A 12552-nucleotide genomic window follows, 5' to 3' on the forward strand; every position below is an offset into this window, starting at 1 on the left:
CCGACTACAACCTGAATTGAGATCAGCGCATCAGCTGAACTATGCCGCTGACGACGCTTGAAGAGTATGGGAGCTAAAGCAAATACGAGCATGGAGGGACTCGAACCCCCGACCCTCAGAACCGGAATCTGATGCTCTATCCAACTGAGCTACATGCCCACAAATATCGGCTTGATGCCGCTATATGAGAGCAACTCTCAAGCCCCCTCAATCAAGGTACCTTAACCTCATGCCGCTCCAAGACCGATTCGGCTTCACCAGCTCGAACTGCAGGGGTACCGCAATTACAGCAGGCTTCAGCTGGAGTTGACGGAAAATCGGCTGCTGGTCATTGGCCCCAACGGCATCGGTAAATCCAACCTTCTCGAAGCCGTAGAGCTGCTCGGCAGTCTGCGCTCGCATCGCGCAAGCAGCGACCAAGACTTGATCCACTGGGAAGAACAGCGGGCCCTGCTGCGCGCCATCGCTGATGACACTGAGAAGCTCGAACTGGAATTGCGGCGGCAAGGAGGTCGACAAGCCCGCCGCAACGGCAAAACGCTCACCCGCCAATTGGATCTAATCGGTCCACTGCGTTGCGTGGGGTTTAGCGCTCTCGATCTCAATCTCGTTCGAGGCGAGCCTGCCCTGCGGCGCCAATGGCTTGATCGCGTCGTACAACAACTTGAACCGATCTATTCAGATCTGATTAGTCGCTTCAACAAGCTGCTGCGTCAACGAAGCCAGCTATGGCGTCAGTGGCGCCATATCCCGATTCAGGAGCGTGATTCCCTCTTGGATGCCTTCGATGTACAGATGGCTTTAGTCAGCACACGCATTCATCGACGTCGCAGTAGAGCTCTCGCCCGCCTTGAACCACTTGCAGCCCGATGGCAGGAAACCCTTAGCAAACACAAGGAACGGTTGCGACTCGACTATCAGCCAGGCAGCCAACTGGAAGGTGAGGAAGCGGAAGAGCCTTGGCGGTTGGCGATCGAAACGCAACTCCTAGGCCAGCGCAGTGAGGAGGAACGATTAGGAAGTTGCAGGATCGGTCCTCACCGCGACGAGGTGAGATTGCTACTCAACGATTTAGAAGCGCGCCGCTTTGGCTCAGCAGGGCAACAGCGAACCGTGGTGCTGGCGCTCAAGCTTGCCGAACTAGAACTCGTAGGCGAACTCTGCGGTGAACCCCCTCTGCTGTTATTGGATGACGTTCTTGCGGAACTGGATCCCGGCAGACAGTTGCTGCTGCTCGAGGCTGTAGGAGAGAAGCATCAGTGCCTCGTTAGCGCGACCCATCTGGAGGGCTTCCAGGATGAATGGCAGCAGCGATCACAGATCATCGAAGCAGGATCTTTAAATCGCTCGGAAGAGGTCCGCTAAGGTGGCGAGCTGATTTTTATTGCCTTGATGGAGAGAACCCTGTCTTGCTTGCATCCCAATCCAGGATGGGAAGACACCAATTACCAAGACAACACAAGCTCCATCAATCACAGCGCCACCGACATGGTGGGCAAGCACTGCATCCTCGAGCTTTATGACTGCGATCACGCCAAGCTCAATGACGAAGCCTTTCTAAGAACCACGATCACAACAGCAGCGAAGCGTGCTGGTGCCACTCTTCTCAATCTCATCACTCACAGATTTGAACCTCAGGGGGTCACAGGGCTTGCCCTTCTAGCTGAATCGCATCTCTCCATCCACACCTGGCCTGAGAATGGTTATGCGGCGGTGGATGTCTTCACTTGCGGCGATCAAACGATGCCGGAACGAGCTTGTGAGCTCTTACGCCAGGAACTTGGCGCCAAAAGCCATACATTAAAGAGCTTCCAACGGGAAACACCAGCAGCTCTAGCGACCGCAATACGCCACCCAAAGGCTTAATCAGCTAGCGACCTGCTGAAACCAATACTGAAGCGCTTGAGTGATCATCACGGGCACTTCTAGAAGGCAAGGTGTATCTCACGCCTAATCACATTACCCAATTCATCCACCTTACGGTTAGTGGTGGCTTGAGATTCAGAGACTGGTGACTAGTCAAGCCTCGTGTTCTGCTCAAACTTATCCAAATGCTCTTCTTCTAACCTCAACCTTTGCTCTTCCCTTTTTCGATCATCGTCTCTCTTTCTCTCTTCTAAAGTAAGAACTTGCCCCAACCCAATCACCATTCCATTCAGTTCATCAAACCTTTTGTTCATTAGCCCTAGCATTTTTTCTAGGTCTTGGATAGCTAATTCTGTTTGACTGAGCTGTTCTTGAGACTCCTTCAGCAGTTCCGATGTAGGCTTCATAGCAAGTCTTGACAAGTATTTGAATACAGAGAAATTTCCTAGCGAAAGAGTGACCACAACGTTCTAACCATTTGGCTAATTCGTTCCAACCACTTATCTACAACTACCACTAACACTGGATATTTAGGGAAGGGAGATAAGAGCCTAGTAAATATAAATCCCGGAGCGAGAGAATGATTCAACATGAACACAGGTTCGGTTTACTCTCCATCTTTCAGCCATTAGCAATGTATATGGATGCATGCAATGTGCAGTACCACCACTCTTTTTGAATAGATTGTCAAGCTGGATCTTCGATGCATCCACACCAGTCAGCGAAAGAGGAAGGCAAAGTGAATGCAGCACTGGGATTAAACGCTTAAAAGGTAACTCATTGTCTTGGATATTTTCGATTGCAGCCATCAGCCCACATCAACTGCAGCACTCATCTATTTAGGGTTTGTGCTAACTAAGCATCAAAAAGCCCTGCATATTGGCGGGGCTTTTTGATGCTTAGTTTCTCCCCCCTAGCGCGGTTGCGACTTTTTGTTTTCATCCTTCACCGCTATCGACAGGTTCTCTGAAATTCTTTTGGCAAGCAGTGACCTCGCTCAACGCCAGCCGTGAATTTTGGTACAAGCATCTAGAACATATGCATTTGCTCTGCAAGTAGAGAAAATAACTGCCAAGAAGGAGGGCACCCGCGTTGGATGCCCTCCAGTCCAGGACAGGTTTTCAGGGTTTCGACGTCCTCGGACGGCAAGTTCCAGTTTTCAACGAGAGAAAAAGGACGTTCAGTAGGAAAAACTGCTAATTCTCCCTCCCATGTGGCTCCCAAGCAATCTCTCTCTGGCTGCTGGAATTTGATGTGCAGAAATGCTCATGGTTGATTCTGCAAAAGTCTGTATTGTTTGCGAGCTGGAAGCGCAGCCGAAGGTTTGCCACCAGCACACCCAAACAGCATTGAGCACTTGGATAAGAACACAGCCATTCGTGAGGCAGAGGTGCTTCGTCTTGAGGCTTCCTTAGCCACAAAGCCTCATAGCCAACAAAACCTGATTGACCGCAAGCATCCAAGCACCAAGAAAACGCCTGGCAATCGCTCTGCTCGCCCTGAATCAAGCTCCAATCAAAACTGAATCAATCATCAGTGTTTCCTGCGTTATCAAGATGCAGGCCGACAAGGGATAGGACCTCTCAACAGCCAGCCTTGTTAGCCACCGTGGCCTTAGAGCCGGCAGAGCTAGCTCTAGCTAGTTGATTCCTCTCAAGCTCCAAATCAAGCTGTTGTTGCCCTACTCGCCCAGCTGGTCGAGCAGCGAGAACGACCTTTCAGGCTTGTGGCCTATGACATCAGCCACAGCAGCAAGTTCAATCATCCGCAGATAGCAACTCAGTCAAGAGGAGTCGCGAAAGGGATACAGCTGCAAGCCATTGCAGGCCTTCAATTCACTTGGCCAGTGCGATTGAGCTTGCCACTGACCAAACCTTCCAGATCAAGGCTGATGGAGGTGAAACCCAGCGCAAGGAAATGCGCAACGACCTGCTCACGATCCAACTCAAGCACCACATCCTCAATCCGATCAGCGGGAACTTCAATGCGTGCAGCCAAGCCCTGGCTGCGCACTCGCACCTCAGCAAAACCAAGCGTTCTTAACCAGGCTTCAGCCAGACCAACCTGACGCAACCGTTGAGCGTTGATGCTATTGCCATAGGGAAAACGTGATGACAGGCAGGGCTGCGCGGGCTTATCCCACCAAGGGAATCCAAGAGCTCGTGACATCTGACGTACACCTGCCTTGCCAATCTCTAATTCAGCCAGCGGAGAACGCACACCAGCCTGACGGCCCGCCTCAATGCCAGGTCGATGCTCTCCCAAGTCGTCGTGATTCACGCCATCCACAACCTGAGCTCCACCGGCTGATTGCGCAATCGGGCCCAGATGCCGATGTAATTCACGCTTACAAGCAAAACAACGGTCTGTGGGATTGCTGCTATAGGCCGGATCATCCAATTCCTGAGTCATGCATTCCTGGTGACGAATCTCAAGCCAGGCAGCCTGCTGACGGGCCTCATCGAGAAGCTCAGGGGCAAGTGCAGGAGAAACCCCTGTCACAGCAAAGGCTTGAGGTCCAAGTTGTTCCCGCGCAATCGCTGCCACTAGTGCACTATCAACTCCACCGGAATAGGCCACACAAACACGTCCAAAACTGGCAAGACGCTTGCGCAACATCTGCAACTGGGCATACTCCCGCTCCGGCAGAGGTTCCAACTGCCGAAACACCGCTGCACCAGCCGTCCCAGCAACCACCTTCTCAGCCCATCGATCTCGTTAAGCTCCAACCGTAGAGGACCCGTCAATGGCTTCGCAGACGGCAGCATCCAAGACACCCAGAAATCGCCAAACATCAAGCGGCAGAAGAGGACGTGGGATTGGCATCGCGACCGCAGCCGAAAGCAATGAACGCAGTCATGGCCAACTGCACATCTATGACGGCGAAGGAAAAGGGAAAAGCCAGGCCGCTCTTGGTGTTGTCCTACGCACCATCGGGCTGGGGATCTGCGAGCAACGACGAACCAGGGTGCTGTTGCTTCGATTCCTCAAAGGCCCAGGCCGCGCCTACGACGAAGATGCTGCTATTGAGGCACTGCAACAGGGCTTCCCTCACCTAATCGACCAAGTGCGCACAGGTCGGGGTGAATTTTTCATCGCCGAGGACGCTACCCGTTTTGATCGCCAAGAAGCCCAACGCGGCTGGGATATCGCCAAGGGAGCCATCGCCAGCGCCCTCTATTCAGTCGTTGTTCTTGATGAACTCAATCCCGTGCTGGATCTAGGCCTGCTGGATGTTGACGATGTAGTCAAAACACTCACCGACCGACCTGACGGCATGGAGATCATCGTCACCGGACGAGCCGCTCCACGAGCCCTGGTTCAGGTAGCCGATCTGCATTCCGAAATGCGCGCCCATCGTCGTCCGGAGCCTCAGGCTGATGGCGTTATTCCCTTCCTTCCCACCGGTGGAATTGAGATCTACACCGGTGAGGGCAAAGGCAAATCCACCAGTGCCCTAGGCAAGGCTCTACAGGCCATTGGCCGTGGCATCAGCCAAGACAAAAGCCATCGCGTGTTGATCTTGCAGTGGCTTAAAGGTGGCAATGGCTACACCGAAGACGCTGCCATTGCAGCCTTAAGAGAAAGCTATCCCCACCTTGTTGATCATCTTCGCTCCGGCCGGGATGCCATCGTCTGGCGAGGTCAACAACAACCGATCGATTACGTCGAAGCAGAGCGCGCATGGGAAATTGCCAGAGCCGCCATCGCCAGTGGGCTCTATAAAACTGTCATCCTCGATGAACTCAATCCCAGCGTGGATCTTGAACTGATTCCTGTGGAGCCGATTGTTCAGACCCTGCTCCGCAAGCCGGCCGAAACCGAAGTCATCATCACCGGCCGCTGCAAAAACCAACCTGCCTACTTCGATCTGGCCGGCGTCCACTCAGAAATGGTGTGCCACAAGCACTATGCCGAACAGGGCGTAGACCTCAAGCGAGGCGTGGATTACTAAGGCAATCCTCGACAACGAAGCTTTTTGATTGACTGACCTAAACACCTACCGCAGCTGGTAATTATTGAAGCGGGCTGATTGAAATCCCTTCAGAAATGAGTCCCTACATAAATCACGCTCGACTCAATAGCGAGGCAATGAGTTATCAACTTCCTTGGCCCAAGCATCAATGCCACCAGTCACATTGATACCTTCAATGCCATGACGCTTGAGAGCTATAAGGGCCTTTGCGCTTCGCCCCCCCAGCTTGCAGTGCACATAAAGTCTCTTCCCATTGACCAAAGAGCGCAATTGCTCGATAGCACTCCCGCTCTCGATCTGATCAAGAGGTATCAACACAGACCCAACAATAGTGGCAATTTCCGCTTCCTTGGGGGTGCGCACATCAACTAGCAAAATGTCATCTGCACCGTTGTCGAGAACCGCTTTGAACTCGCTGACACTAATACTCTCCACCGCACCTACCTCCGGGGCAATATCGCCCATTCCACAGAAATCCTGATAGTCAATCAGCTTATCGATGACAGAGTTCTCGGAGCTATGGCACAACTTGAGCTCGCGGAAGCTCATCTTTAGGGCATCGAATAGCAGAAGCCTGCCGCTGAGGCTAGTTCCGATTCCAATGATGATCTTCACCGTTTCGATGGCCTGGATCAGGCCGATGATCCCAGGCAACACTCCAACGACTCCACCTTCTGCGCAGGAAGGAACCATGTCTGCCGGTGGCGGTTCTGGGAACAGATCGCGGTAGTTAGGGCTATCTGTAGTGAGATTAAAAACCGAAGCCTGCCCTTCAAACCTGAAGACTGCGCCATAGATATTGGGCTTGCCCAGCATCACACAAGCATCGTTGACCAGATAACGGGTGGGGAAGTTGTCAGTACCATCGCAGACCATGTCATAAGGACGGATGATGTCGAGAGCGTTCTCGCTAGTGAGGGCGATCTCATAAAGATCCACCTGGCAATGTGGATTGATTTCGTGGATGCGAGCCTTTGCCGACTCGATTTTCGGCTTACCAAGCCAGCTTGTGCCGTGAATCACCTGGCGCTGCAGGTTGCTGTGATCCACTAGATCAAAATCAACGATCCCCAAACGCCCTACACCGGCAGCGGCAAGGTAGATCAGTATTGGAGAGCCAAGACCACCGATGCCAACGCAGAGCACAGAGGCAGCCTTAAGCCGCTGCTGTCCTGCTAGCCCCACCTCAGGAAGAGTCAGGTGCCGTGAGAAGCGGGCGATCTCATCGGGCAAAAGCTCAACACCACTGATATCGAGAGGAAGCATGGCGGCTGGTGCGTGGGAGCAAGCACATCGGCCTGCCTACTCTCCCAAAGCTTCTAAACAAATCAAAGCCTATTACTGCTGGTTGATGAACTCAACCACCTGAATATTGATCTGCTGCCTCAAGTGGAAGTTGTTCAAGGCCTGCTCAACAAGCCTAGCCAACTCGTGCCATGGATCACCTGCCGCTGCAAAAAACAACCGGCATACTTCGTTCTAGCCGGCGTCCACTTAGAGATGGTGTGCCACAAGCACAATGCCGAGCAGGGCGTCGACCTCAAGCGAGGCGTGGATTACTGATATACCAATCGCTAGAAGCCTTCGTTAGATCAAAGCCTCAATTCACAAGAGATCGATCTATTAAGTGTTTACAAAAGACTATTTTTTTTCTCACAACCAACATCTATTGAAGAGGGAAATTTGCATTATCCACCTAGCAAGGCCACATATTCATGAACTTCTTGACAAGCGGCATAGTGGACGATAATGCAAGAATTAAACATATTTTGAACAAAAGCAACACAAAACCATTTCGGCACTCAAGCCAATGACTTCGTGCTGGGCGCTTGTGGCTTCACAGACAAAGCAGCACGTCGCCCCGTATGGCATCCTAATATGCGATACTACTAAGCAATCCTATAGACTTATATATTAGAGCTGATTTTTAAGGCTAGCTTCCATAAAAGGTGAGAGCAAAAGCATCGATAAGCCCAGGAGAAATCAACCAACGAATCCTCCCAAAACACAGCTCCATGCTTACACCAATAGCTAAAAAATCGAGAATCGACGGCAAGCATACAAAACAGTCGCACTGCAAGCATACCGTTTCAATCAACTGCATTCTATTTAGCAGTCCTAAAAGGAATCAAAAAACAACGGGCAGGATGCACAATCTCCAGCAGAATCAATACACAGTTGCGGCTAAAATACAAAACAAAAGCAGGGAAACTTACGATACAATCACAAGCGGCACGGAAACAGATGCGAGCCGTAAAGTATTCTTCTTGGAGAATAAAGAAGCCTTACAGCTCGAGTCAAAAGACATCGAGTGTACCCAAAAAAGAAGGCATTTAGAGATCAATATTCTAGAAATTAGACGTGAAAGACTTGTGGTGAGAAAAGAATAATGAGTAACGATTCCACAATCAGCTTCGAGGAGTCCTACACAAGCTCTTACCACAAAGATTGTGGTGAATGCATGACATGTGTTGTCTCCACGACGGGCTCAGCCGTTGGATGGCTGGACAACCAAGACCAGTTAATTGAAATCATTAACGCCAAAGCAGGCCAAAGCGGAGGAGATAGTAGTCAAGAGAGTCAATACCTTGACAGCCAAATTAGCTCGACAAAGAACGATTCTTTGATCGACATATCATCAGTCGATCTCGACATCTCAACAGAGGAATGCATCCGCCTTTGGAATCGCTGTTCCTGGCAAGGTCAGCCAGATGGACGATTAGTTGCAATAACAACTGATGGCATAGATAAAGGGGACAGTGCCTCAAACTCTAGCAATAACCTTGGCTTAAACTCCGAAGCTTCACAATGGCAGGAGACAAGCCAAGCAACTACATGGGACGAACTATCTGGCGATAATGACTACATAGCCGGCCTGATGTATGGAATCAAATGGAGAACAACAGATCCAGATGATAACAATGCAGCAAAAGAATTAAAGTATTATTTTTTCAACGAAGAGGAAACCATCGATGGAACGTGGGGGTCCGAACCATATCAACAAGAAATCAATGCAGCTATCAAAGCCCACAATTCATTTGAAGAAGTTGGTAATCTAAAATTTACGGAAGCATCCACCTCAAATGAAGCAGCTATCCGCTGGGCTTTTATAGACAATGAAGATGCTGAACTTGCTACTGGCTCAGGTGGGATTCTTGGCTACGCCTACATGCCAGGCGCAGAAGGATATTCAGGCCATATAGGAATCAATCAAGATCAGTATGCAAGCCCAGATAACGATCAAGAGAACCTAAATCCTGACCCAGTCTCCCCAGGCAGCTACTACCACATAACCTTTACCCACGAACTTGGTCATGCTTTAGGGCTAAAGCACCCACATGACAGTATCAATACAAATCCTGTATTTCCAGGGGTCGATTCACCATGGGATACAGGCGACAATGGATTAAATGCCACTCCTTGGAGTGTCATGACATACAACGATGTTGGTGCCAATGAATACGCTCCATCATTCGATGCAATCGGTACATACGAAGGCTACCTAACTGGTCTTGGGGCTTTTGATATTGCAGCCATACAGTATCTATATGGAGCCAACAATTCATTCAATACTGGCGACAACATATATTCCATTGACGACACACTTGATGGCTTCAAATCGATTTGGGATGCTGGAGGAGTTGACACCATTGATGGTTCCTCGTCATCAAAAAGAGTAACGATTGATCTGCGAAGTGCAACACTTAAGAACCAGCCTGGAGGAGGAGGCTTTGTTTCAAGAATCAATGAAGAGTTCAAAGGCTATACAATTGCATACAACTCCAATGGAGATGCTGAAATTGAGAATGCCAACGGATCATCATTCAACGATCTCATTATAGGCAACGAAGTAAACAATATTCTTCATGGTCGAGACGGCAACGACAATTTTTTTGGCGGCAAAGGCAACGACAAGATTTATGGCGGCAATTCATTCGACACCGCCGAGTTCACAGGAGAGATAACTGATTACAACTTTGTGCTTGATGCAATTAATGATCTATTTAAAGTGAGTGACAGCACTCTCGAAAGGGATGGAGAGGACAGCCTCAGTAGTGTGGAAAGTATCATCTTCAACCAGAAGCAATATGAATTCCCAACAGACATCACACTTTCAGCAACGAGCTTTGACGAAAACCTAGATATTGGGACGACCATTTCAACCCTAACAGCAACTGATTTAGATTCCTTGGATCAACATACATACTCATTTGTATCCGGGACCGAAAGCGAAGCCAACAACTTCTTTCGCATCAGTGGCAATCAACTCATCCTTAACGATATTGCTGATTACGAAACAAAAGATCAATACTCAATCCGAATCGCGGCAACAGATGCTGATGGGCTGGCGATTGCCAAGTCATTTTCATTACAAGTCAACGACACCGATGAAGCCAACTACAACATCGATTTATCTCGAACATTTCTTGATGAAGGCGACACCCTAAACACAACAGTAAGCACCACAGATGTTGACCTCGGCACCGAACTGTTCTGGGCTCTAGAAGGAAACAACTTCACACAAGAAGATCTACGAATAGGCTCTTTAACTGGATCTAATCAAGTCGGCGCTGATGGCAACTTCTCCGTCTCTCATACCTTCGCAGAAGATCTCACTACAGAAGGCCTTGAGAGCCTGATCGTCAAGCTCTTCTCTGATCAAGCACGCCAACAACTCCTTGCTCAATCTGAGGCTGTTCAAATCAACGACACCTCAACATCATTAGAAGATGGTTCAGGGGCCGTTGCCTTTAACTACAAGCTCTTTAGTGCTGATTCCAACCAGGCTCTTGATCAATTAGCTGTCTTAGGCCAAGGCGTTGATGGCACTGATCGCTACAAACTCGAAATCACGGCTCAATCTCTGCTCGATCAATACAACCTTGAAAGTGCTGATGTCACTCTCAAGTTCAATCCACTGATCTTCCAAGCCATCAATGCCTCCGATATCCAAATCGGCACTGATCTTCCTCTGGCCAATGCTGTCCACATCGATAACGAAACAGGTGCTGTTCGCATCGCTGCTTCTAGCCTCTCTGATCTAGCGCAAGGCGATGGCATCTCCTCAGAGCGTTTACTTGCCTCTTTAACTCTTGATTTTGATGAGGGCACTCTCAAAACCTTAGGCATCCAAGAAGACGGCAGCCTTGCTGCTAGCCCACTGATCTTTGAAATAGAAGCCAATCAAGATGAAACCGTCTTCTCTCGCTCCTATACAGAAGAAGATGGCAGTGGATTGCTCAATCGTGAGATCAAGAGCCTGGCTGATCTCGGTGGAAATATTCATGTTGATGGCACTGAGGTCAAGCTCTATTCCGCTGGTATCAACATCTATGAGGTCGATGATGGTTTGATTCTTGGTAGTCAGAGGGTCATTGGTTCTGATACGGCCTACACCAACCTGATTCGCTCTGGTGACACGATCACTGCAACAACCGAATGGCTCAATGTTGGCAATACAGATGCCAACAACATTCAAGTGACGGCCTACGACAACGCCAATGCTCAACTAAGCGACTATCACTTTGTTGATGACATCAGCAGCGTTAAAAGCGGTAGGTATGTCAAAGGCCAATTTGATCAATCTGATCGTGAATCCTTCCAACTTGTCACTGATATCAAAATCACAGGTGCTGCAGGCAATGTGGTTGATCTCTCCGATGGCATCCTCAGCCTGCAAGCCGATGACTCTGATGTCTTTGTCAATAACAAGGGCTCCAGCAACCTGATCACCTATCAAGGTGACCTCAACTACGACGGCCGGGTCTCAATGAAAGATCTCGCCTACCTCAACGCAGGGGCTGCAAGGCAACAAACCACTTCTGAAAACACAACCGGGCAAGACCAAGACGGCAATGGTGTGGTGGATGCCAGCGTTGCCCACGACGTTGATGCCGATTTCAACGGCAAAATCGATCTGGCTGATCTTGCGGTCCTTGACGCTGACTGGGGCAAGACACTGCATAACGGTGATCAAGACTTCCACGGTTCTGCTGATCTTTCTTGGAGCGAGCTCGATCAGCAAGGCACAACAGGCGATGCAGCCTGGGATAACGACTCCTTTAAAGATCAAAATGCCATCGAATCTTCTCCTGATTACGTTGGTTCCTTGGAATCACCAACATCAACAGGCGTCATCGGTGCTGATGGCAACGACAATGCCAACGATGACGACATGCAAGCTGATGTCTTTCAAGATCCCTTGACGCTATAGAGATAAGGAATACGAGGCAAAAGGATCTAAATCAAAACAATTCAACCCAAGCCAATTGCGGATATGAGCCATTCATTCCTGCCAACATGGATTCAAATCAAGGCATGAAGATCTCTGGAACATTCTCTCAACAATCATCAACACATTAAATATAAAATTGGATCAAGCTATCAACCAAAACGCAGCCGCACCAGCAACAAAAGCGCAAGTATCATATGATCACAGTACTGTTACATGCGGCTTATGCCAGGAGCTCCCTCCGAGGAAGCGTTAAGAGTCCGCAACACAAGCATCAAGCTGGTTGCCCTAGAGGCGACCGTAAAGAGCAAAAACGAGGGTTTTTACGGCGCTGGAAGCCAAAACAGAAGGCAGACACAGGGGCAACCAAAAATCACGCAAAAATGCTTACTCAATAGTGGCGCACATTTCAAGATCAGCCAGTGCTCGAAACGCTTGGCTGAGGTATAGTCAATACATATAGATAGGAAGGGCAGGT

General features: G+C 49.6%; 9 protein-coding genes, 1 tRNA gene and 1 pseudogene. 7 read left to right on the forward strand and 4 right to left on the reverse strand.

Annotated elements, in window-relative coordinates; genetic code table 11:
* Positions 1 to 85: 85 nt before the first annotated feature.
* Positions 86 to 159, reverse strand: a tRNA-Arg gene (locus tag SIB74_RS08475).
* Positions 160 to 267: 108 nt separating this feature from the next.
* Between SIB74_RS08475 and recF the strand changes: the two genes are divergently transcribed.
* Together recF and speD are read left to right on the forward strand one after the other, a co-directional pair.
* Positions 268 to 1365: a DNA replication/repair protein RecF gene (recF, locus tag SIB74_RS08480; protein WP_231905982.1), complete on the forward strand. Its 1098-nt coding sequence runs from the start codon at positions 268 to 270 to the stop codon at positions 1363 to 1365.
* Positions 1366 to 1392: 27 nt separating this feature from the next.
* Positions 1393 to 1866, forward strand: a complete 474-nt coding sequence (gene speD, locus SIB74_RS08485; RefSeq protein WP_063395034.1) for an adenosylmethionine decarboxylase — start codon at positions 1393 to 1395, stop codon at positions 1864 to 1866.
* Positions 1867 to 2015: 149 nt separating this feature from the next.
* Here the strand turns inward: speD and SIB74_RS08490 are convergent, their stop codons facing one another.
* Positions 2016 to 2330: a hypothetical protein gene (locus tag SIB74_RS08490; protein WP_197463247.1), complete on the reverse strand. Its 315-nt coding sequence runs from the start codon at positions 2328 to 2330 to the stop codon at positions 2016 to 2018.
* Between the two features lie 893 nt (positions 2331 to 3223).
* On the opposite strand from SIB74_RS08490, the gene SIB74_RS08495 reads away from it, so the two are divergent.
* Complete coding sequence (locus tag SIB74_RS08495; RefSeq protein ID WP_156486023.1) at positions 3224 to 3391, forward strand: hypothetical protein; 168 nt, start codon at positions 3224 to 3226, stop codon at positions 3389 to 3391.
* 305 nt (positions 3392 to 3696) lie between these two features.
* Here the strand turns inward: SIB74_RS08495 and larE are convergent, their stop codons facing one another.
* Positions 3697 to 4536, reverse strand: coding sequence for an ATP-dependent sacrificial sulfur transferase LarE (gene larE, locus SIB74_RS08500; RefSeq protein WP_063395085.1), 840 nt, complete (start codon positions 4534 to 4536; stop codon positions 3697 to 3699).
* Between the two features lie 76 nt (positions 4537 to 4612).
* Between larE and SIB74_RS08505 the strand changes: the two genes are divergently transcribed.
* Positions 4613 to 5821, forward strand: a complete 1209-nt coding sequence (locus tag SIB74_RS08505) for a cob(I)yrinic acid a,c-diamide adenosyltransferase (protein ID WP_156486022.1) — start codon at positions 4613 to 4615, stop codon at positions 5819 to 5821.
* Positions 5822 to 5944: 123 nt separating this feature from the next.
* On the opposite strand, the gene moeB is transcribed toward SIB74_RS08505, so the two are convergent.
* A complete protein-coding gene (moeB, locus tag SIB74_RS08510; protein WP_063395032.1) occupies positions 5945 to 7108 on the reverse strand; it encodes a molybdopterin-synthase adenylyltransferase MoeB in 1164 nt (387 codons plus the stop codon).
* Positions 7109 to 7183: 75 nt separating this feature from the next.
* On the opposite strand from moeB, the pseudogene SIB74_RS08515 reads away from it, so the two are divergent.
* The 3 genes and pseudogenes from SIB74_RS08515 to SIB74_RS08525 form a co-directional block, all read left to right on the forward strand.
* Positions 7184 to 7405, forward strand: a pseudogene (locus SIB74_RS08515) (cob(I)yrinic acid a,c-diamide adenosyltransferase); the annotation flags it as partial.
* 452 nt (positions 7406 to 7857) lie between these two features.
* Positions 7858 to 8232 carry a hypothetical protein gene (locus SIB74_RS08520; protein ID WP_063395031.1) on the forward strand — a complete coding sequence of 125 codons (375 nt, stop codon included), beginning with the start codon at positions 7858 to 7860 and terminating at the stop codon, positions 8230 to 8232.
* Positions 8232 to 12056, forward strand: coding sequence for a matrixin family metalloprotease (locus tag SIB74_RS08525; RefSeq protein WP_413681644.1), 3825 nt, complete (start codon positions 8232 to 8234; stop codon positions 12054 to 12056). Before SIB74_RS08520 ends, SIB74_RS08525 begins: the two co-directional genes overlap by 1 nt.
* Positions 12057 to 12552: the final 496 nt, after the last annotated feature.

It is taken from the genome of Prochlorococcus sp. MIT 1306, assembly GCF_047304515.1.
Taxonomy (GTDB): Bacteria; Cyanobacteriota; Cyanobacteriia; order PCC-6307; family Cyanobiaceae; genus Prochlorococcus; species Prochlorococcus marinus_D.

What these genes read in the sequence shown, in the direction of transcription:
- SIB74_RS08505 (WP_156486022.1), top strand. Translation starts at nt 4,613, where the DNA reads ATGGCTTCGCAGACGGCAGCATCCAAGACACCCAGAAATCGCCAAACA.
- moeB (WP_063395032.1), bottom strand. Translation starts at nt 7,108, where the DNA reads ATGCTTCCTCTCGATATCAGTGGTGTTGAGCTTTTGCCCGATGAGATC.
- SIB74_RS08520 (WP_063395031.1), top strand. Translation starts at nt 7,858, where the DNA reads ATGCTTACACCAATAGCTAAAAAATCGAGAATCGACGGCAAGCATACA.
- speD (WP_063395034.1), top strand. Translation starts at nt 1,393, where the DNA reads ATGGAGAGAACCCTGTCTTGCTTGCATCCCAATCCAGGATGGGAAGAC.
- SIB74_RS08525 (WP_413681644.1), top strand. Translation starts at nt 8,232, where the DNA reads ATGAGTAACGATTCCACAATCAGCTTCGAGGAGTCCTACACAAGCTCT.